This window comes from Phyllobacterium sp. 21LDTY02-6 (assembly GCF_023554255.2).
Classification (GTDB): Bacteria; Pseudomonadota; Alphaproteobacteria; order Rhizobiales; family Rhizobiaceae; genus Phyllobacterium.
Genome location: NZ_JAMJWD020000001.1, coordinates 907,333 through 929,390, shown reverse-complemented (window position 1 = coordinate 929,390; position 22,058 = coordinate 907,333). Strand labels below are relative to the sequence as shown.

The 22,058-nt window shown below is 57.8% G+C and carries 15 protein-coding genes; 9 read left to right on the top strand and 6 right to left on the bottom strand.

The genetic code is table 11. The features are described from left to right. Positions 1-14: 14 nt before the first annotated feature. Complete coding sequence (locus tag M8997_RS04500) at positions 15-1,439, bottom strand: aldehyde dehydrogenase family protein (RefSeq protein ID WP_250014121.1); 1,425 nt, start codon at positions 1,437-1,439, stop codon at positions 15-17. A gap of 323 nt (positions 1,440-1,762) precedes the next feature. On the opposite strand from M8997_RS04500, the gene M8997_RS04495 reads away from it, so the two are divergent. Beyond that, the gene (locus M8997_RS04495) at positions 1,763-2,764 is read left to right on the top strand and encodes an ABC transporter substrate-binding protein (RefSeq protein ID WP_250014119.1); all 1,002 of its coding nucleotides are present in this window, start codon (positions 1,763-1,765) and stop codon (positions 2,762-2,764) included. A gap of 39 nt (positions 2,765-2,803) precedes the next feature. Here M8997_RS04495 and M8997_RS04490 read toward each other — a convergent pair whose 3' ends face one another. Beyond that, on the bottom strand, positions 2,804-4,846 hold the full coding sequence (locus M8997_RS04490; protein WP_250014116.1) for an NADH:flavin oxidoreductase: 2,043 nt from the start codon (positions 4,844-4,846) through the stop codon (positions 2,804-2,806). A 322-nt stretch (positions 4,847-5,168) separates the two neighbouring features. Here M8997_RS04490 and M8997_RS04485 point away from each other — a divergent pair, with 322 nt between their 5' ends. The 3 genes from M8997_RS04485 to M8997_RS04475 all read left to right on the top strand — a co-directional run bounded on the left by M8997_RS04485 (position 5,169) and on the right by M8997_RS04475 (position 6,430). After that, the gene (locus M8997_RS04485) at positions 5,169-5,378 is read left to right on the top strand and encodes a cold-shock protein (protein ID WP_250014114.1); all 210 of its coding nucleotides are present in this window, start codon (positions 5,169-5,171) and stop codon (positions 5,376-5,378) included. Between the two features lie 105 nt (positions 5,379-5,483). Beyond that, on the top strand, positions 5,484-5,717 hold the full coding sequence (locus tag M8997_RS04480) for a hypothetical protein (protein ID WP_250014112.1): 234 nt from the start codon (positions 5,484-5,486) through the stop codon (positions 5,715-5,717). Positions 5,718-6,007: 290 nt separating this feature from the next. After that, positions 6,008-6,430, top strand: a complete 423-nt coding sequence (locus tag M8997_RS04475) for a DUF1801 domain-containing protein (RefSeq protein WP_250014109.1) — start codon at positions 6,008-6,010, stop codon at positions 6,428-6,430. 35 nt (positions 6,431-6,465) lie between these two features. Here M8997_RS04475 and M8997_RS04470 read toward each other — a convergent pair whose 3' ends face one another. Further along, on the bottom strand, positions 6,466-9,468 hold the full coding sequence (locus M8997_RS04470) for a glycosyltransferase (RefSeq protein ID WP_250014106.1): 3,003 nt from the start codon (positions 9,466-9,468) through the stop codon (positions 6,466-6,468). A 457-nt stretch (positions 9,469-9,925) separates the two neighbouring features. Here M8997_RS04470 and M8997_RS04465 point away from each other — a divergent pair, with 457 nt between their 5' ends. Further along, positions 9,926-13,717, top strand: a complete 3,792-nt coding sequence (locus tag M8997_RS04465) for an autotransporter outer membrane beta-barrel domain-containing protein (RefSeq protein ID WP_250014104.1) — start codon at positions 9,926-9,928, stop codon at positions 13,715-13,717. 366 nt (positions 13,718-14,083) lie between these two features. Here M8997_RS04465 and M8997_RS04460 read toward each other — a convergent pair whose 3' ends face one another. Continuing rightward, positions 14,084-14,443, bottom strand: coding sequence for a helix-turn-helix domain-containing protein (locus tag M8997_RS04460; protein WP_250014102.1), 360 nt, complete (start codon positions 14,441-14,443; stop codon positions 14,084-14,086). Positions 14,444-14,648: 205 nt separating this feature from the next. Between M8997_RS04460 and M8997_RS04455 the strand changes: the two genes are divergently transcribed. Both M8997_RS04455 and M8997_RS04450 read left to right on the top strand, forming a co-directional pair. After that, positions 14,649-15,398 carry an SDR family NAD(P)-dependent oxidoreductase gene (locus M8997_RS04455; RefSeq protein WP_250014100.1) on the top strand — a complete coding sequence of 250 codons (750 nt, stop codon included), beginning with the start codon at positions 14,649-14,651 and terminating at the stop codon, positions 15,396-15,398. A gap of 787 nt (positions 15,399-16,185) precedes the next feature. Continuing rightward, entirely contained in the window at positions 16,186-17,589 is a 1,404-nt protein-coding gene (locus tag M8997_RS04450) for a glucosyltransferase domain-containing protein (protein ID WP_250014098.1), read from the top strand. 91 nt (positions 17,590-17,680) lie between these two features. Here the strand turns inward: M8997_RS04450 and M8997_RS04445 are convergent, their stop codons facing one another. Beyond that, positions 17,681-18,697, bottom strand: coding sequence for a glycosyltransferase (locus M8997_RS04445; protein WP_250014096.1), 1,017 nt, complete (start codon positions 18,695-18,697; stop codon positions 17,681-17,683). A gap of 47 nt (positions 18,698-18,744) precedes the next feature. Here M8997_RS04445 and M8997_RS04440 point away from each other — a divergent pair, with 47 nt between their 5' ends. After that, complete coding sequence (locus tag M8997_RS04440; RefSeq protein ID WP_250014095.1) at positions 18,745-18,942, top strand: hypothetical protein; 198 nt, start codon at positions 18,745-18,747, stop codon at positions 18,940-18,942. Further along, the gene (locus tag M8997_RS04435; protein ID WP_250014094.1) at positions 18,939-20,981 is read left to right on the top strand and encodes a hypothetical protein; all 2,043 of its coding nucleotides are present in this window, start codon (positions 18,939-18,941) and stop codon (positions 20,979-20,981) included. Before M8997_RS04440 ends, M8997_RS04435 begins: the two co-directional genes overlap by 4 nt. Before the next feature lie 75 nt (positions 20,982-21,056). On the opposite strand, the gene M8997_RS04430 is transcribed toward M8997_RS04435, so the two are convergent. After that, positions 21,057-22,049: an NAD-dependent epimerase/dehydratase family protein gene (locus M8997_RS04430; protein ID WP_250014093.1), complete on the bottom strand. Its 993-nt coding sequence runs from the start codon at positions 22,047-22,049 to the stop codon at positions 21,057-21,059. Positions 22,050-22,058 lie beyond the last annotated feature (9 nt).

Genomic DNA, 22,058 nt, shown 5'->3' with positions numbered 1-22,058 from the left:
GCGCAATGTAGTGATCACGGTCTGTGGATCGTCTTGATCTCCAGGAAATCCTCGAGCCCGAACACGCCGCCTTCGCGGCCATTGCCGGATTGCTTGTAGCCGCCGAACGGGCTGCCATAGCGATGCGGGCCACCATTGATATGCACCATGCCGGCCTTCAGCCGCGACGCCACCCGTTCGGCCCGCTCCGGATCGCCGGTCTGCACATAGGCTGCAAGGCCATAGGGCGTATCATTGGCAATCTCGACGGCCTCCTCCTCGCTATCGAAGGGAATCAGCGCCAGCACCGGCCCGAAAACCTCCTCGCGCGCGATGCGCATGTCGTTGGTGACGTCAGCGAATATTGTCGGCTTGACGAAATAGCCGGTCTCGAAACCTTCTGGCTTGCCGGCTCCGCCGACGAGCACGCGGGCGCCTTCGTCGATGCCCGCCTTGATGAGGCTCTGCACGCGGCCGAACTGCACGTCGCTGACGAGAGGCCCGATATGATCGCCCTCCTCCTCCGGATTGCCGACGCGGGCCTTGGCGCCGGCCGCACGGGCAAGCTCCACCACCTTGTCATAGACGCCCCTCTGCACGAGCATGCGGGTCGGCGCATCGCAGGACTGGCCGCTATTGTTGAAGCATTCGGCGACGCTGGCAGGGATGCGCTCGCCGAGATCCGCGTCGTCGAAGACGATGTTGGGCGACTTGCCGCCGAGTTCCAGCGTCACCCGCTTGACCGTGTCGGCCGCATCCTTGCTGACGGCAATGCCGGCCCGCGTCGAACCGGTGAAGGACATCATGTCGACATCCCGGTGTTTCGACAGCGCTGCGCCGACGGTCGGGCCGTCGCCATTGACGAGATTGAACGTTCCGGCCGGAAAGCCCGCCTCGTCGATCATTTCCGCGTAGAGCAACGCATTCAGCGGCGTGAATTCGCTGGGTTTCAACACGCATGTCGAGCCGGTGGCCAGCGCCGGCACGACTTTCAGCGCGATCTGGTTGATCGGCCAGTTCCACGGCGTGATCAGCCCGCAGACGCCGATCGGCTCGCGCACGACGATATCGCCATTGGCCAGTTCCTCGCGCATGTGCAGCGTCTTCAGCCCGTCGATGAAGCCCGATAGGTGGCCGACGCCGACATCGGCCTGCTGTTCGGTGCTCATGCTGATCGGGGCGCCGAGTTCCCGGGTCAGGGTGCGGGCCACCTCGTCATAGCGGCGCTTGTAGACCGCCAGCAGTTTTTCGAGCAGCGCCAGCCTCTCTTCCACCGAGGTCCGGCTATAGGAACGGAAGGCCTGCCTTGCCGCGGCGACCGCCCTGTCGACATCGCCGGCCGTTCCCATGGAGATGACGGCAATGGGCTCCTCCGTCGCCGGATTGATGACTTCGAGATCGTTCGGCTGCAGCGGATCGACCCATTCGCCATTGATGTAGAACTTGCGCCTGTCGAGCATGGAACCTCCTCCTGGCCAATATGCGAAAAGAACATTCTGCTGATGGCCAAACGGATTACAAGCACGGATTACGGGAAAGGATTACAGGGCCGCGTCTGATCCATGGCGCCGCCGGCAAGGCGATGTCGGCCGATGTCGCACACAGCACATGACTTGCCGCATTCGGGCTTCTCGCCACTGGCCCACCACTCTATCCTTTTCGCCATGGCCCACATCTTCGATGATCGTTCGCCAATAGGACCGGCCGCTGGCCATAGTGTCCGGAGAGCGAAGACGGCCATGATTCTCCGATCCGATTCGACATAAGAACAAGGGGTATATTCATGAAGGCAGTATTATTGAGCGGTGTCATGGCAGTTGCACTGCTCGGAGCCGCTGGAGGCGCACAGGCGGCGGAATGCGGCGATGTCACCATCGCCAGCATGAACTGGCAATCGGCCGACGTTCTCGCCAATCTGGACAAGATCATCCTCAATGCCGGCTATGGCTGCAGTGCCGAAGTCATTCAGGGAGACACGATCCCCACCCTCACCTCCATGACCGAAAAAGGACAGCCCGACATCGCCCCTGAGGGCTGGGTGGATTTCATGCGCGACATCATGGACAAGGCGGTTGCCGACGGCAAGCTCGTCTACGCGTCCAAATCCTTGTCGGATGGCGGCATCCAGGGTTGGTGGATACCGAAATACCTCGCCGATGCCCATCCCGACATCAAGACCATCGACGACGCGCTGAAACATCCGGAACTGTTCCCGGCGCCGGAGGATTCTTCCAAGGGCGCTGTCTTCAACGGACCTCCCGGCTGGGGCGGCACTGTCGCGACCACGCAATTCTTCAAGGCCTATGACGCGCAGAAGCAGGGATTCACGCTGGTCGACACCGGCTCGGCTGCCGGTCTCGACGGCTCGCTGGCCAAGGCCTATGAGCGCAAGGAAGGCTGGCTCGGCTATTACTGGGAGCCGACGGCGCTGCTCGGCAAATACGCGATGGTCAAGCTCGATCATGGCGCGCAGTTCGATGCGGCGGAGTGGAAGCGCTGCAACACCGTCGCCGATTGCCCCGATCCGAAGAAGAACGACTGGGAAATCGCCGAGGTCAACACCGTCGTCACCAAGAAATTCGCCGACGAAGCCGGTCCGGTCATGGACTATCTCAAGGCGCGCTCCTGGGACAACAAGACCGTCAACCAGCTGCTTGCCTGGATGACCGAAAATCAGGCCACCGGCGAAGACGGAGCCAAATATTTCCTCAAGAACCACGAGGATATCTGGACGAAATGGGTCAGCGCCGATGTCGCCGAAAAGGTGAAGGCCGAGGTTCAATAAGCATTGCACATGGAACGAGAGCGGCCTTTCGGGCCGCTCTCAGAACCGCATGGCGTAGCGCAGCCCATCATAGATCGCGGCGTGGATATTGCGCGAATGCACCGCATCGCCGATGCGCAGCAGCTGGAAGCCACCTTCGCCGCGCACGGGAAATATATCCCCGCCATTGACAAGCGCGCCGTAATCGATGGCGCCGCGATTGCTCGATAGCGGCTTCAACTCGGCATAGAGCTCGTCGATGGGCAAGGTGCCATGCTCGACCACCACCTGATCGACCAGCCGTTCTTCCCGGTGATCCGGGGCGTAATCCGAGCCCAGCACCGCCAATAATTGATTTCCGCTCCGGCTGACGGCGACGAGCCGCGTATTGATGGTGATCCGCACATTCCTGCGATGAAATGCCCGCATATAGGGAACGTGGTTCATTCCGCCCATTTCGGGAGCGAAGAACCGCTCCGGGCTGACAAGCTCCAGCTTCGAGCCGCCCTCGGCGATCATTTCCGCGGCGCCCATGCCCTGATGCCCGCCATTATCATCGTAGAGCAGGACTGTTTCGCCCGGTTTCACCGCCCCCGCCATGATGTCCCAACTCGACGTGACCAGGGCATCGCCGGCCTCGAGGCGCGGATTTTGCGGCATGCCGCCCGTCGCGACCACCACGATGTCCGGCGACATTTCGAGTACGTCATTCGCCTCGGCCCAGACATTGTAACGGATGCCGACGCCCAGCCGCGCCAATTCGTCGAGCCGCCAATCGACGATGCCGATCATCTCCTTGCGGCGCGGGTTCTTCGCCGCAAGCTGCACCTGCCCGCCGGCCTGATCCGCCGCCTCGAGCACGCTGACGCCATGCCCGGCCTCCGCCGCGACGCGTGCGGCTTCCAGCCCCGCCGGCCCGGCGCCGACGACCACCACATTGCGCGGGCGCAAGGCTTTGGCGATGACGTGCGGCATGGTCAGTTCGCGCCCAGTCGCCGCATTGTGGATGCACAGCGCCTCGCCGCCCTCGTAGATGCGATCCAGGCAATAGGTAGCGCCGACGCAGGGCCTTATGCGATGCTCCTCGCCGGCCATGATCTTGCGCACGATATGCGGATCGGCGATATGGGCGCGGGTCATGCCGACCATATCCAGCTTGCCCTCCGCGACCGCATGGCGGGCGGTGGCGACATCGGCGATGCGCGCGGCGTGAAACACCGGAAACTTCGTCAGCTGGCGTACTTCACCGGCAAAATCGAGATGCGGCGAGGACCGCATGCCCTGGATCGGGATGACCTCGTTCAGCGCCGCATCCGTATCGATATGGCCGCGAATGACGTTGAGGAAGTCGAATTTGCCCGAGGCGGCGAGGCGCCGGGCGATCTCGACGCCCTCCTCCCGGCTGAGGCCAAGCTCCCAGTCTTCGTCGGCCACCATGCGGATGCCGACGATGAAATCCGGCCCGACCGCCTTCCTGACGCTGTCGATCACCATCCAGGTGAAGCGCAGGCGATTGTCGAGCGAACCGCCATATTCGTCCTCGCGCCGGTTGGTGGCTGGCGACCAGAAGCCGTCCATCAGATGCCCATAGGCTTCGAACTCGATGCCGTCGAGGCCGGCGGCCTGCATGCGCTGCGCGGCGGCGGCATAATCGGCGATGATGCGCTCGATATCCCAATCCTCCGCTTCCTTCGGAAAGGCGCGATGCGCCGGCTCGCGAATGGGCGACGCAGAGACGACCGGCAGCCAATCCGCCTTGTTCCAGCTCGTCCGGCGCCCGAGATGGGTGAGCTGGATCATGACCGCGGCGCCCTGTTCGTGGCAATCATCGGCCAGTTCGCGCAGCCATGGCACGATCTCGTCGCGATAGGCATGGAGATTGCCGAAGGCCGGCGGCGATTCCCGCGACACCACCGCCGAGCCCGCAGTCATGGTGAGGGCGATGCCGCCCTTCGCCTTTTCGCGGTGGTAGAGCCGGTAGCGCTCCTTCGGCATGCCGTCCTCGGAATAGGCCGGCTCATGGCTGGTGGACATGATCCTGTTTTTCAGGGTCAAGTGCTTGAGCTGGAATGGCTGCAGCAATGGATCGGTGGCTGTCGGCAATGTGCAAGTTCCCTTTTGCCGCAAGATTAGCCCAATCGCGCCGCCGCGAGTTTCTTTCCCGCGACGTGTTCTGACGCCACGCCGCCACCGGATGCACCCTCAGCGTGCAGGCCGCGGCGCGCGGCCATCGGTCCGAAAGAAATAATAAGCCTTGTTCTTGGCACATTCCTTCTATAAAAAGAAAATATCGATCTTGTCATTGAACTATTTTTGCCGCTCCTACTGGCAGTTGTAATAATCTTTCCTTCCAAAATCGACTTGATGGCATTTGGGAAATTCTCATTGCCGTATGATTATCCATGCGATTTGAAAGGTAATTGCTATGAATCGTGGTATCGTAAAGTGGTACAATACAACCAAGGGCTTCGGCTTCATCCAGCTCGAAAATGGTGGAGCTGACGTTTTCGTTCATGTTTCCGCGGTTGAGCGCGCTGGCCTGCGCACTCTTACGGATGGTCAGCAGATCACGTTCGACATCGTGCAGGACAAGAAGTCCGGCCGGAATTCTGCCGACAATCTACAGGCGGCTTGATCCGCTTACAGCGGCTCGGCCTGACCACGGATGTACTGGCAGAAAAAGCAGCTGATGCGAAGGTCGGGGTCGAACCCGGCCTTTTTCAATTAAGGGACAATTATCGTGAAAAAGCTAAATGCCCCTGTCATAGCGCAGAGAAAGAACACCAGTTCCGAAGAACGCTACGCCCAGACGACGAAAATCGCCAATGAGATTATCGCCGAGGAAGTGCGGCGGCGGGAAGCCAATACCGAGCGGCTTCGCCTGCTTCGGCTGGAACAGGAAATAAAGACGGACCTGGCCGAAGCCAAGGCTCCGAAGACCAGCAAGAAGGCCGGCAAGCGCTCGTCGCGATAGTTCGACGGCCCATCCGGGCCAAGGCTGGCGCGCCCATCCGGGCAAGGCTGGAATACCACGCTGCGAGCCATCTGCCTCGCGCGAACAGGACGCGTTGCACCTTCCGATCCCCTATCCAGACCAGAGCTGCCATTCTCGCTGCATGGGCCATTCTGCGCCCTGCCTGCCGGCGAAGCATATGGATTTGACGCCGCATGGGGCTATGATATGGGGCTATGATGCGGGCAGCGATTCAGCGGCGATTGCCGATGAGCGCGACGTTGCATCAGCTCGAGGGAGGCGATCCGATCATGACAACCAGCACGGCCGATGATGGCGCCGGGGGAGCATCCGCCTCGCAACTGATCGACGCCAGGATCCGGGAACTCGGCGATTGGCGCGGCGAGACCCTCGCCCTGATCCGGCAGCTCATGCAAAAGGCCGATCCCGGCATCATCGAGGAAGTGAAGTGGCGCGGCGTGCCCGTATGGTCGCATTCGGGCATCATCTGCACGGGCGAGACCTATAAGAGCGTCGTCAAGATGACCTTCGCCAAGGGTGCTTCGCTGCCCGACCCCGCCGGCCTGTTCAATTCGAGCCTTGAAGGCAATACGCGGCGGGCGATCGATATTCGCGAGGGCGAGCCGATCAACCACGATGCGCTGATCGATCTCATCCGCGCCGCGGTGGCGCTGAACGGCACCGCGCGCCCTGCCCGCCGGAAGCGCGCCTGAACCCGGGGCGAAAATACACGCTTCGCAGCAGTCGATTATTTCCTCCAGGCGCGGAGCCGGCCTCCGAATCGCCATGCAAAACTGATCAGGCGCGCGGTCGCGTGATGGAGATGAGGATACCGCGACATGCGCCGAGACGCAGCGTCGACGAGCCGGACCACCTTTCTGGAGCGCAGGGCCTGCAATTGAAGCGCAATTTGATCCCTGTCCTGTACCACCAGAGCCCGATCATGCTCCAGCAGGGCCTTGTCGTGTAGCAGCAATGCCCGTTCATGCTCCATGGCAGACAGCCGCCTGGCCTTCTCCGCCTGCAGCCAGAGCTGGCGCTGCAATTGAATGGATTCAAACCGTGGAAGCACATCGCTTGCGGCGGCGACCCGTTTGTACCCGGGCCAATCGCCATAGGTTCTGACCATCGAATTTGGTCGCACTCGGTACAGGCAATCGACACGCGGAATAACTGCGATGCGCCCGCCGCTGGCGATTACCCTGAGGTAAAATGTCCAATCTTCCCACTTTGCCTTGCTGCTTTGATCCCATCCACCCAACTGCTTCGCCGAGTCCACCCTAACGCCGCCATTGGCATGACCGAGGTGATTGTCGGTCTGCGAAATGACATAGCCTTCCCCGATCGGACGGTAGACATATATGCCAGCGCCCTCTCCCCATGAATTGAAGGTATCGCCGTCTTCGAAGGCCTGCAAATATGGGACCGCTACGACCGTTTTATCATCGCGAGCAAACGCTCGTACGATGTTTTTCACCCAGTTTGTAAGCGGAATGTCGTCCGAATCGATATTGATCAGGACGTCAGTCTTGCACTCGGCCAAGCCGGTATTTCGGGCGCCGGCCAAGCCCAGATTGGTTTGATGGCTGACGATCCGAAATGGAACGCGAAGTGCGTTGCCAGCGAGTTCCTTGAGGGCTTCGACGTTGCTACTCTCCGATGCGTCATCGACTATAATGACCTCATTCGGCGTGTGGGATTGTTCGTTCAACGCCCAGAACAGCTCTTCCACATAGCCGAGAAACGTATTGTAGAACGGGATGAGCACAGTTACCGATAGATCCTTGCTTTTTTTCTCTTTCGACCCATGATCCTTTCGAATGAAGGATGTTGCGACCTCATTGTTGGATCGCAGATTGCCGATGAGGCTCGCATTGAGCCGTGCGCGGTCGTTGGCGGACCAATCCAGGGCTTCCAGCATTCTTGACGACAGAGCGGTTGGCGTTGTGTTGAACAAGCATTTATCCCACTCTTTCGCCTGGAATATCTCCGGTATCCCGCCTGCCGATGCCGCGATCAACGTGCCTCCCGAAGACACAACGTCGTAAACGGCCAGAGGAAAGTTGTCGGCACGGTAAGGTTGTACGAAGAGGCAGTGCGACCTACTGCCCAGAATGAATGCCAGCAGTTGCTCATGGCCGAAATCGGCATATTCCTCCACATCGAAATGAGCGCCGATCTCGGATTTATCGAATGGATCCTCAGGATCGATCCGCGGCCCGATTAGCACAATTCGAGTCACCCCCCGCTTCCGAAGCGACTGGCAGACTTCGGGTGTGAACGCATCGCAGAACAGGTCGAAGCCCTTCATGCGAGTGCGCTTGCCCACGAACACGATTGTATCGATCGTCTCATATTCGACAGCACCAACCAACGCGCCATCATATGGATAAGGCACAATGGAGATCGCTTCATCTCGCATTTCCATCCCGTTGTATTCATAAAGCGTGCGAAGAAAATTCGTCGGAAAGACGACTTCGTCCGATCGCTCGATCGCCACTTTTTCTTTTTCCGCTATTGGTTGCAGATCAATGTCGAACCAGTGTTCGCTGGCATTCTCGACGTAGAAAAGATTGCCGTGGCAATGGACCACAGTCTTGAGAGAGCCTGGAAACATGCCACTGTGCTTCGCTTGCGCCACACGGAAGCCTATTCCACCATAGTCCTGGTACTCGACGGTTTCGAGGTCCGGCAAAAAGAAGAGCAACTGTTCGACGAACTTGAGGACGTTGTCCTCTATCGGTCTCGACTCCAGGCTCTCCTTGGCAAGCAACGCGTTCAGGGTAAGCACCGAGCCGTTTGACTCGTCAATACGAGTATCCGCGAGCAAGACTGCAGAATGCGGATTCAATTTGTGCTGGTTGACGACAACCGTGCCTATGCCGCCCGCCTTGTTCAGGCCTGGAAATTCTGTCGTGACAAGCAGCGTTTTCGTGGCCAAGCCCGCTGGAATGCCGATCCGAGACAGGAACTCGCCATATTTCCCGCGATTGAAACCGCATTCGACAAAGCTGGTCGACAGGCTTGAATCGAATTTGTTGGGCCTGATATGGCCAGCACGTATATTCTCGAAGCCACACGCCGCCAAAAGATCGCACAGTTCGGCCAGTGTCCATTCGCGAACATGCGAGCGGTTCGACGGGTAGTCATCTGGAACCTCATAGGCGAGCCTGTGCCTGTCCGGCGTTGAGAAGAATATCCTGCTTTCCGGGTTTCCGGCCAGAAGCGATCGCGCCAATGCCAGAAGTGGACGAGGATCCGGCAAATGTTCGATAACATCGCTGCAAATTATAGTAGCCGGCTGGCTTCCTGAAAGGTTTGCTGCCGTACGTCTCGTTTCGTCCCAATCCGTCAGATCGCAATCCACGAGCGTCGCTTCAGGAAAATTGGCTTTTGCTGAACCAAGTGACGCTTTGAAATCAACGGCTACTACCTCTGCAGCAATGTTCTCAAAACATGATTTGAGCTTCATCGCGTTGCCACAGCCAAGGTCAATGACCCGTGCATGCTTGCGCAATTTGAAGACCTTGGCTGCCTCATGATAGATGTCCGGCTGCCACACGACTTGCGTATGAGGACCATCGTCGAATATTTCATTGATGATCCGAGACCGTCCGGCGCAGCCGAAATTCCGGTCCGGCGTTGCGATCCATACTGACGGAGCATCTCTGTCCCGGAGGCCAGACCATTCGTGGACCGGTTCTGCGTCGGGCATCTCGAATGCCGCTTTATTCGCCTTTACCTTCACCACAAGCACTCCTTCATCCGACCCAATGTACCGGCAGTCCCTGACCGGAATCTGTTTCAGGTCTCCGCCCGGTTCACGGCGTGCACGTTCAATATCTAAAACATTGGATTGAACATTGAATGTCGTGCCGGCAAAAATTCAGGTTGCCCGGCCGATCGATGGCCCGCCCGACAGTGCTCTTGCGCTGCAAGCGCACAGTTCTTGCTATCTGTGAGCAGAACAACGCCCTATGTTGCATTGAGGTCACTCTAGCTGCCTAAAGTTCCGACATTGCGTCAAAAATTGGGCAATCTTGGTTGCCGTGAAACTGTAGGTTGTGGCTTATTGCGGGTGATTTGCGTTTACTTTTCAACACGCAAGTCCGGGGCGACGATCGACACATGGCTTCACGTCCCACACGGGCGGCTGCGGTGCTGTCGCGAGTTCCTTGAGCGTAACATAGCGATACGGGGACATTGCAGTGCTGAATATATCAAGAACGAGAACGGCCCGGTTGCTTGCCACTACGGCAATCGTGCTCACGCCACTTGGGCTTGTCGACCCCTCGTTCGCCGCTTGCACCACATTGGGCGGGGTGACGACGTGCGACACGGCAGGTCAGAACCCCTGGACGACCACCGTGGGCGAAGGCAATGTCGCTGCCGCTGACAATCGGACAGTCAACGTCGGTGCCGGCAGTCAGATCGCGGTTGGCAACGCCAATGCGATCAGCTTGCGTGACGGTGCCAATGTCACGGTTGCAAATACGGCCGTGGTCAGCGCTCAAGCGACCACGACTGGCGGCAACTTCGGTACCGGTGGCAATACCGTCGAGTTTCGCAACAATGGAAATCTGACTGTCGATCAAGGCGGCCAGGTGCTGGCGCTTGGAACACAGGGCAGCGCAGAGGCGATCAATTTTCAGGGCACCGGCAACACCGTTACCAATAATGGTCTTATCGACGCCAACAATTCCGTGGCCATCTGGTCGCAGAACACCAGCGGCCTGAATACCGTCGTCAACAATGAAACCGGCATCATCGAGGCCGGCAATGGCACCACGAACACCGTGATTGGCGGCTCCGGCAGCGGTGCTCTCGATTTCACCAACAGGGGCGCGATCAGAGGCAGCATCAGTCTCGCCGGGGGCAATGACATTCTGCGCCTGTATACCGGATCGAGCGTGACCGGTAATTTTAGCGGCGGCGCGGGCAATGACCAGATATACCTGAGTGGCGGCGGGCAAGCGACCCTGCCCGGCAATTTCGTCGGTTTCGAATCGCTTATCAAGAACGACCCCGGCACGTGGACGCTCAGCGGCACGATCACTGGCGTCACGGTTTCCGACGTCCGGGAGGGCACGCTGGTGCTCACTGGCGACAACACGAATTATACGGGCCAGATTCTGGTCCAGCCCGCCGGAACGCTTGAGGCGCGCGCTCAAAGCCTGCCGCCGACAGTCACAAATGATGGGCTCGTGCGCTTCGCCCAGCCCGACAATGGCACCTATGCCGGGACGATCGCCGGTGGCGGCGCGATCGAAAAGACCGGCGCGGGCACGCTGACGCTGAGCGGCAATACGAATATCGCTGGGAACACCCGGCTCAATGAAGGGACGCTCGTCATGGCGAGCAGCGGCTTGCTCAATACCGCCGCAGTGGTGATGGGCAATGCGACGACGCTGCAGCTCGACGGCACGCTCACAGGTCCAGCCGGAGGACCAGCCACCATCACCGGGCAGACCGGCAAGCAGACCGTGGTTGTCAATGCCAACCTCACGGGCGCCATAAATCTCGGCGACGACGATGACACCTTCATCCTGAACAACGGCACGGTTACCGGCGCGGTCGATCAGGGAGATGGAAACGATCTCGCCCAGATCAATGGCGGCACGCTGACCGGCAATCTGCAGCAAGGCGGCGGCATCGATAATTTCCAGATGGTCGGCGGGACGATCGGCTCGCTCAACCAGGGCGACGCTCTCGACGATTTCTTCATGTCCGGCGGGCACATCATCGACGCCTTCGACGATGGCGATCGCGCCAAGATGACCGGTGGGCGCATCGGCCGCGTCAACATGAAGCTCGACGACAATATTTTCGACATGTCCGGCGGCACGATCGACCGCAATCTCGTTACCGGCTTCGGCAATGACACGATCATCCTTTCGGATGGCGTCATTGGCGGCAATATCAGCGTTAGCGGCGGCACCGACAGCGTCACGATCACCGGCGGCAGTGTCGGCGGCAATGTGCTGATGAGCTTCGGCAGCGATACGTTCCGCTGGGACAGTGGCGGCATCGTTTATGGCTCCGTCGATCTTGGGCCCGACAACGACACTGCGATATTCTCTAATCTGACGGCGGCCAATCTCGGCGCCAGCCCGCAATTTACTGGCGGAGAAGGCACCGACAGCCTCACGCTCTCGAATGTATCCACTTCCGGCGTCGCCCGGTTCCAGAACTGGGAATCGATCGCCGCTACCAACGACACGGAATTGACCTTCGACGGCACCCTGACGCTCGGCGATGCCGGCACTGGCACGGGCGGCCTCAGCGTCGATTCCACCAGCACGCTTTTCGGTGGCGGCACCAATTCCGCGGTCGTGTCGGCCGTGGCCGGACAACTCGCCAATGTCACCAATGCAGGTCGCATCGACCTGACCAATGGCACCGGCACGGGCGACACCTTCCGCATAGCCGGCAATTATACCGGTAATGGCGGCCTGCTGTTCCTCGACACGGTTCTCGGCGACGACAGCTCGGCCTCCGACAGGCTGGTCATCGATGGCGGCAGCGCCGGCGGAACGACGGGCATCAGCGTCCAGAACGATGGTGGGGCGGGCGCCGCGACGACGGCCGACGGCATCATGCTCGTCCAGGCGCTGAACGGAGCAAACACCGGGTCTGGCACCTTTGCCCTCAGCAATGCCGTGGCAGCCGGCGCCTACGAATATTACCTGTTCAAGGGCGGTGTCAGCGGCGGCAGCGCCGAGAACTGGTACCTGCGCTCCACGCTCATCAATGGCTCGACGACACCCGCACCGGCACCGACCGACCCGGGCACGGGAGTCGAGCCGGAAGAGCCGGAGCCGTCCGCACCGCCACCGTCCCCCGCACCGCCACCGCCGTCACCCGACGAGAACGTGCCGGCGCTGCCCACGGATACGCCACCTGTCGCGCCACCAGATCCCGCAGAGGCCGAGGCAGCGACGCCGCCACCGGCTACGCCAGCCATACCGACCACGCCGGCGCCGGTCCCGGGACCGGGCGTCGTCCCGCCGACGGAGGGAGCGACGCCTGTGGAAGGCGACATCGTTCCGCTCTACCGCGTCGAGGTGCCGACCTATTCGGCGGCGATCCCCGCCTTGCGTGAAACGCAGCTGGCGACATTGAGCACCTTCCATGAACGGCGCGGCGCACAGGACGTGCTGAGGCCAGGCGAACTCGCTTCCGCCGCATGGGCGCGCGTCTTCGGCGAAAGCGTCGAACAGAGCTGGGGCGGCACGGTATCGCCCAATATTGACGGCACGATCTGGGGCGCCCAGCTCGGACTGGACATCCTGCGCCACGAGAGCGACGGCGGACACAAGGATACGCTGGGGCTGTTTTACGGCTATGCCTCGCTCGACGCCGATATTCGCGGCCAGGCGCTCGGATGGAACAATCTGAAGACCGGCAAGATCGAGTCCGACACGCATAGCGTCGGTGCCTACTGGACCCATATCGGCCCGCAGAACTGGTATGTCGATGCCGTTGTGATGGGAAGCTGGTTCGACGGCACGGCCCGTTCGGACCGGGCGATCGGCATCGATCTCGACGGCAGCGGCGTTACCTTGTCGCTGGAGACCGGCTATCCCTTCGCCCTCGGCCAGAACTGGACGCTGGAGCCACAGGCGCAGATCATCTACCAGCACATCTCGCTCGACGATACGGAAGACGCGTTCTCCACCATCGGTTTCGATACGGATGATGGCTGGACGGGCCGGATCGGCGCACGGCTGCAGGGCCGCTACGAAGTATCCGGCGGCGTGCTGGAGCCCTATCTGAAGGCAAATCTCTGGCACGTGTTCGAGACGGAAGACAGCGTGCGCTTTGGCGGCGATGCGATCACCACGAGGGGCGAAACCACGGCGGTCGAACTCGGCGCGGGCATTGTGCACAATTTCAACGAGACGTTGAGCGCCTATGCCGTCGCGGACTACACTTTCGACGTGGATGGCGGCAACCGCGAGGTCATCGAGGGCAATATCGGCCTGCGCGTGAAGTGGTAGCATAAGGGCTTCGGGCCATGCGCTCAGGCGCATGGCCTGCCAGCCAACATGCCGGTCTGACCGCCTCACGATCGACGTGGGAATGCGAAGCGGTCATGGCTGAGAGGGCGGACCTGAGAGATTTATGTCACGCTCGGATCACGGGTACAGTTTCAATGTTCCCGAATGTCAATCGAGTTGTATCCACTGCAGACTCCGCTTGAGTGCCCGGAGTGCAGTTTCCGCTATGATCTCATTCCAATTGAGGAGAGCCAGGAATCCCCGGTTCATTGCGCCCGATGCGGCGCCTTCATCTGCTCATGGAGCGAGATCGAACAGGCTTCCGATATCGTCGAAGCCAGCTGACCCATCTTGCTCGATCATCGATCATGCTTGCCGGTCCTGCCGCGCGCGGGAGATTGCCGTGAGCTCGCCAAGGTTGCGCTCGCCCCAGTCGCAAATCGGATAAAGCGCAGAGCAAAGGTCTTTGCCGAAGGCGGTCAACTCATAGGCAACGTGAGGCGGAACCACCTTGTAATCAATTCTCCTCACCAGGCCGTCCGCCACCATCTCCTTGATCTGCTGGCTGAGCATCTTTTCGCTGACCTTGCCGACCTGCTTCCGCAGTTCGCTGAAGCGCAAACGACCATCGGTCGAAGTCAAACGGTGGAGTATCACTATTTTCCACTTCCCCCCGATCAGGTCTACGACGCCGTCAATTCCACATGCGTAGGGTGCAGCCGGCATTTGCTTACGTCCTTTCGAACACTTACTAAAAGGTATGTAGAGATAGGACGACTAGCAGAGAACGATCGTGTTTTCCAGTCGCGGAGCTACGCGCGCTACCTCAAAGCACCCCGTGGAGGAAAATTGATACTTACAAATTAGTGCGTTCTACCCTTTTTGAAAGTCTTGTCCCATATAGGCGCCTGGATAATCACAGGAGACGAAGATGGATAAACTCGCCGGTAAAGTCGCGGTGGTGACAGGCGCCAACAGTGGAATCGGTCTGGCTGCCGCCAAACAGTTTGCACGCGAAGGCGCACGGGTGTTTCTGACGGGACGGAGGCAGGCCGAACTGGACGCGGCCGTTGCCGAGATCGGCGGCGACGCGCGCGGCGTGCAGGGAGACATATCCAATCTCGCAGATCTCGACCGGCTTTATCGCATCGTTCGGGAAGAGGCTGGCCGGATCGATGTGCTCTTCGCCAATGCGGGTGGAGGTGAGCGTGGGGCTCTTGACGGCATGACCGAGGAGCATTTCGACAGCACCTTCGCGATCAACGTCAAGGGTACGCTGTTCACGGTGCAGAAAGCGCTACCCCTACTCAGCGACGGCGCGTCGGTCATTCTGACCGGCTCGACCGTAGCGCATAAGGGCGCGCCGGCTTTCAGCGTGTACTCAGCCAGCAAGGCGGCCATCCGGAGCTTCGCGCGCAACTGGATCATCGAACTATCGCCGCGGCAGATCCGGGTCAACGTCCTTGCTTGTGGTCCAATCGCAACGCCGGGCGCGCGGGGATTATCCAAGACCGAAGAAGAATTCGAGGCGTTCCAACACTATGCGCGGCAGGTTACGCCGCTGGGCCGTATCGGCGATCCCGCCGAGGTCGCCGCTGCAGCCCTGTTCCTCGCATCGAGCGAAAGCAGCTATGTCACCGGCAGCGAGTTGTTCGTGGATGGCGGCCAGGGCCAGATCTAGGCCGGATACGAGGTGTCATTGGCGCTCTCTTGAGCATGGTTCCCGGCAGCCGCGCGTGCAATTGGGTTGCGTCGTGAGAAGCGACATCCTGGCCAGCAATATTGTCATTGCCCGCAAGGTAAACCTTGTTTTCGACAGGAACCGCACCCTTTAAAGTGCGATGGCGCTTTCGCATGGCAGTTTGCCAGAGTGTGCTGAAAGGCCATCATTTCGAAACCAGGATTTTGCCACCAAGCTGTTCTTTTGTCATGTGAAAGGATACTGACCCAATTGGAGGCACTGGACTAAATCTCCAAACGAGTCCATCATCTAGACTTTAGAAATTCTGATTACTAGTGGCATGCATGACCCTGAACAACATGATCTTGATGAGTATTCTGATCCTTGTATCAATGCTTCTATTGGGAGTTGCGCGGGACTATGTCCATTTGATCCTTTTCAGCGGCGGTTGAGCTCCATCGCCTCGCCATAGTTTTCCAGTGCCTGAAACAGGATTACGGCATGTGTCCGGCTTGCGTCGACACTGCGATCCGACGCAGCAAGACTGCCGTTAGAATCATGGCGATTGCCTTGCTGCGCGCTTTTTGCAGCCGCTGGCGAACGGAGACTTGGACTGGTTGCGCTACCTCGTTCACCGCAGCTGTGATCGCTGCATTGTAAGCCGCATTAATCCTTTTCGGGTATTAGCGAAGTTTACGATGGAAAAAGAGAGCGTTGCGTCTGAACACCCTTGATATTTATATCGAGAACTGCGAGACGAGTGATCGTCTTTTGCGAGGGAAGCCTAATGTGGAAGTATATATCTCGCGAACCAGCGAATATCGAAGAGCGTATTATTGTTTCCGCTCTGTTCGCATTTTTCTCAATTCTACTTTCGTGCGGACCATTGCTGCTGGGTATCAATACGCCAGATGACCACGCGACTAGCGATGTTTCGCTACCTGCTGCATTTTTTTTCGGTCAGGGTCGATTCATAGCAGCAGTTCAATCGGAAATATTGCTATATTTAGGAGTTAAGCTGCCGGATATAAGTTTCATGGCAGACTTATTTCTATTTTCTTCATTATCTATACTGGTTGCGCTGCTGTTCTCATCATTCACCAGCCCTCGAACGCCCCTTATATTTACTGCGATGGTTGCGGCGGTCGCTGTATCACATCCATTTTTAGGGACTTTTTTTGTCTACAGAGTATCCGCATTGAATATCGCATTTTGCTTTAGTTTTATTGCTGGCGCTATTTATTGCCACAAGCACTATATAGAAAGCGGTAGTCCTTCCCATTTCCTACTCACAGTCGTGCTCCTGACGCTATCGTTTGGCTGCTATCAAACCATTTTGCCATTGGCTGCCATGTGGACATTGTATGCAGCCATATGCTCGGAGAATAATACGCTGACGACCAGAATTACACGCTCGTTTCTTCCAATCGTTTGCGCCCTGGTTTCTTATCTAGTGCTGTATGTATTGACGAAAGACACAGATGGCGGCGGCTGGGATTCTAGAGCTAGCCTCATATCTGCCAGAGACATACCGACACGGCTTTTCGAGGTGCTCAATCTACTGCCGACCTTGATATGGAAAGGCTGGTACGCGTTGCCGCCAGTTTTGGCGAAATTAATCTGTGCAACCCTTCTGTTTTGCACCGTTGTCGGCACCTTTGTTTCGGCTCGCACGACCGTCACCGCGCTGGGATTCGCAGGAGCCAGCCTGGCCGGCGTGTTGCTGCCTGTAGCAATCCTGGCGACATGGGCACCGGACACGCGGAACCTATATTCATTTGCTTTTATCTTCTGCTTTGTCCTCGTGATCATTGAACCCACGCTCCGTGGAGTATTGGGCAAAGTGACTGCTCTCTTGCTTGCAATTTGCTTGTCGTCCATCATTGCCACAAATGGATATCTAGCCCACATAAACCGAGCGGATAAAACCAACCTCTGGATTGCCGGGCAAATATTCCTGGACTTGAACAAGGCTCAAGCACTGGACAAGACAATAAGCTTTGTAGATTCCCGGGGTGACGGCGGCATGCCATCCTGGTCCTTTAGAGGATTGGTCTACAATGCCACGGGACGCAGGCTGAACATCGTCAACCCGGCAAATGCCGATGTCGAAAAATGCGCAACCGCTCCCAAATGGCCAGAATCAGGATATCTGAACGTAGCCGATCCACACACGGTGGTATGCCTCTAGAATGAGACAGGGCTCGCACCACGGCTGTCCGTTTCATGAAAACTGCCACCGTGTGAGCCAATAACCGCGAAGACGATCGAGACGATCACCTTCAAGTGGGCTGATCTTCTCGTGCCGCGCTGGAAGAGAAATATTCAGCCAATACCTTGTCGCCCTGACGATCTACTATGAAATACAATGGCTTGCCGTGGGCGTGCAGAACCAGCACTGAAATGTATTCCAGGGCGATGCCGACGAGGAAAATGATGGCACCGCTGAAAAACAAGATCAGCAGAGCCAACGAGGCCCATCCGCTCGCAGCCACCCGCTCGGGATAGAACAGCTTCTCGCCCAGAACCGCAGCAGCTCCAACAATGCTGACGCCAAGGGCGCCAATTCCAAACAGGCTTCCCAGTCTCAGCGCTTTGATCTGCCCGGTAATCAGCATCTTGCGGGCGTGGCTGAGCAGCGTTTTCAACTTATAGCCGCTTTTGCCCGTCTGGATGTAGCGGTCGTCTTTAAGAGGCATATGCACCGCCGTGATGCGCTGCGTGTACCATGACAAGGCCATGTCAAAGTAGGTACTATGGCCGCAAGCCGCTGACGCTGCTCTCGCGACAGAGCCACGGATGAGGCGGAAACTGTTGAACAAATGCACGTTCTGATTGCCGCTCAAGTATCGAATTGTTTTCTTGTAGAGGCGGGACGTGAGGTCGCGTGAAGCGCTTTCATGGACGGCCTCCGACGCATTGGCATAGACAACGTCACTTTGCGTCAGGGCGGCTTTGGCTAGCAGCTGCTCGATCCTGCTCGGAGGATGCTGCATGTCTTCATCCATCGTCACGACCCAATCACCTTCGGTTTTCAGTATTCCCGCGATTGTCGCGGGATGTTGACCAAAGTTTCGGGAAAAATGATGGGGCTTGACCCATTCCCGGCCGGAACCGAGAGCATCAATGATGGATGGGGAATTGTCCCTGGCTCCGTCATCCACGAACACCAGCTCGAGCAGTTTGAACGGTGCGTCATCCGCGATCCATTTGGCTCTGATCTCGGCAACCGCGTCAACGAGACGCTCCAGATAGGCCTCGCCAGAGTAAACAGGAACCACCACGGAAATCGAAATCATAGCAACACCACAACTTTTCTATTGAGCCGCTCGATATCAGCTGTCAAATGCAGTGGCAATTAATCATCCGCAAGATAGCGAACATCGATGCACAATTCGGCCAGTTTTTCCTGATGGTGGCGATAATAACCACATTGATTTCATTGATCGCTATCTTTGCGATGACGAAGATGGGGTTCTTGCCTCTGCTGGCGATGGGACCTGGGGTATTTGCGGCGCAACGAATTGCAAGGACTCCCGGATGAAGCCTCTGACCCGGATGATTTCCAAACAATACGCCTCGGTCATCCTGTGTGCCGCACTGGCAGCCCCGATCTTTTGCGCGCTCTACGTCAGCCTCGAAAACAACGTCTACTCCTGGGATGCCCGAGGTTATTGGGTCGAGTTTAATGCACTCGGCGGCCTGCTCGAAAAGGGCTTCCGGCCGTTCATCGCCTATCTCTCCCACAGCGTCATGACAGCGGAGTACAATGCGTCATCGGTAGCACCGATCGCCCCTCTCTATCTGCTGGCCGGCGGCGGCAGAACGATTTACATCAGTGCGATCAGCTTGGCCTACCTTTTGCCGTTGAGCATCTTGTTTGCTCACCTCATGAGCCGAATTGGTCGTGACAGCGCAACGCCCACACTGCCCGCCTGGCTGCTCTTTGCCACAATCGTTTTGAATGTGCCGATATGGGACCCGATCGTTCGCGGCGGCCCCGATGTTATTGGCCTGATACCCATTTGCGCGTTGATATACTATTCTGCCAAGCCGGACACGGGGACGCGACTTAACTTGAAGCGAGCGTTGCTCATGGGCATCCTCATATGGCTGCCTTTCCTCTTCCGGCGTTGGTATGCCTATTCAGTTCTCGCCCTGTGCTTTACGGCTCCAGTTTTGAGCTTTTACCTGTCGGTGTTTCGGGCCCGGGTCGCGTGGAGCAAGGCTCTGGCGGTCACGGTCGTCAATTACTTCATTGCAGGATCCGCCGCTCTGCTCTTGATGTATCTGTTTCAGCGCGATGCGATGATGACGGCGCTCTCGACTGATTACACCGTGGCCAACAGCGCCTATCAGGTGTCCGCCTTGCGTCATCTGAGCATGCTGCTTGAGCGTTTCGGCATCCTTTCAATCGGCCTGTCGCTGCTCTCTCTAGGCTGTGCATTGCAGAATCCACGGGCGGTGCCGTTCATCATGCTCGGATGGCTGAATCTGTTATTGACCTATGGGCTCTTCACCTCGGTCCAGGTATTCGCCGACCATCATTATCTGCCCGTGGCGTTCTGGTTCACCTATCTCGCCGTGTTCGGCATAGCATTCATACGGTCACAGTTTGATCGGAAATACGCATCGGTTGTGGCAGCGGTGGCGGGGACGGCAATTGCCGCGGTCTTCGTGGTCTCGTTCGCTGCATCTGCGGCCGGCATATCTGTCCTGAAGAACATCCTTCCCTTTGCCGCGCCACCGGTCAAAGTCGCAAATATCGACGCTTACCAAGCCCTGACGAACGATTTGTTGCGCCTGACAGAAAGCAGCTCGTCTCGATTTGCCATATTTGCCTCAAGCGAGCGATTGAATGATTCAATGCTCATGACCCTCTCAAAGGAGAGGCTCGCTCCGTTCGCTGCCCAGGTTTCCCAAATCGATCGGATCGATGGTATTTCGGCGCCCGCATTGCTGGCAAAATATGTCGTCCTCACCAATCCGATCCAGACTCATCGGGACACGGGACAGTTGGTCATCACCCTGCCCGCCTCGATGATCATGGATGGAACCGGCATCGGCAAAGCCTACAGGCGCCTGCCCCAGACATATGTCCTGGACGGTGTTGAGGCTTATATCTATGAGAAAACCAGGCCGTTCTCGCAAGATGATGTCGATCTGTTGCTCAAAGCATTTTTTGCTTCCTACCCGGAATGGGCAGAGAAATATCAAGGGAGCATCACGACAGCCTTGCTGGGCTCGGAGTTGCGGCTGGGCGATATATGGGGCAGGTTTGAATACTCCCCCCACTCGAATGTCGTCTTTGCCCACCCCGGAGCGCGATCTCCGACCGTCGTTTTGTGGAATTATCAAGGCGTATTGACCTTCAAGCTCGGTGGCGCCTGCCCCGGCTCAAACGGTGTCCTCGTTTCTTTTTCTGACGGCAAAAGCAGCCATCAAATCCGCATTGCTACCGATGACAGTTCGGTCGAGTTCGACACGTCTGTGTTTCATGGTGCGAGGTACGAACTTGTGATCGACAATGCCGGCGACGCTGCCTGCGATGGAATGTTTATAACCGAAAAAAAACGCCGATGATGCTTCTGCTATAGGACTTACTGACCCTGCCGGCAGAGGCCTGTCCGTTCAGACAATGCAGCAGCCGGGTAGCGATCATTCATCAGTGTGCTCGGCATCCAATGCGAGCCGCACCGGCAGGAGATAGTCCAGTTGTTTCGCCCGCGATTGCAGGAACCTGGAAATTCCTTCGTCAAATGTGAACCTGGGTGTCCAGCCGAGATGTTTTTGCGCTAACGAGATATCGAGTATGCTCGCTTTAACGTCCACGGCCCTGGGGTCATGGTAGGATACGGCCAATTTTCTATTCAACAGCCTTCCAAGAACGTTGACGATCTCGTTCAGATCGTGCCCTTCACCCGAGCCTATGTTAAAAACATTCTGGGTGCCTTTGTACTGCAAAGCAGTACAAATGGCATTTACCGCATCGTCGATATAAACATAGTCACGGACTACCTTTCCATCTCCCCAAATGTCGATCGACTTGCCCGTCAAGGCCCGCTCCAGAAAAACGGCTACGGCGCCTTGTTGGCGATCGCCTCGCTGCCCCGGTCCATATGGATTGGATAGCCTGAGAGAAACGGCATCGAAGCCGTAAAGATGACTATAGAGATTGAGATATTTCTCGATGGCAAGTTTGCCTATTCCATAAGACGATAGCGGGTTCGTCGGATGAACCTCATCTATTGGAATATATAACGGATTGCCGTAGACCGTCCCACCCGATGAAAGAAACACAATTCTTTTGGGTCCGTACGATCTCGCCACTTCCAACAGGCGAACCGTAGCAAGCAAGTTCGTCTCTATGTCCAATACCTTGTCTGCATTGGACGTTGCCGGCAGCGTAGTCGTGACCAGGTGAACTATCGAGTCGCACCCGTCGAGTGCCCGCCGCAGGTCGTCGGTGACCAGAAAGTCACCTTGTAACAACTCTACTTTGCCAGTCGACCAACCACTGAAGCTCTTGCGAAGATCCGGAGAAACATTTCGCGTGAAGATTCTGACATTTTTTCCGTCTCTGACCAGAGCATCGGCTAACGCTCTCCCAATAAATCCAGCACCACCGATCAGAAGGCATCTTTCAGACATGAATCCAGA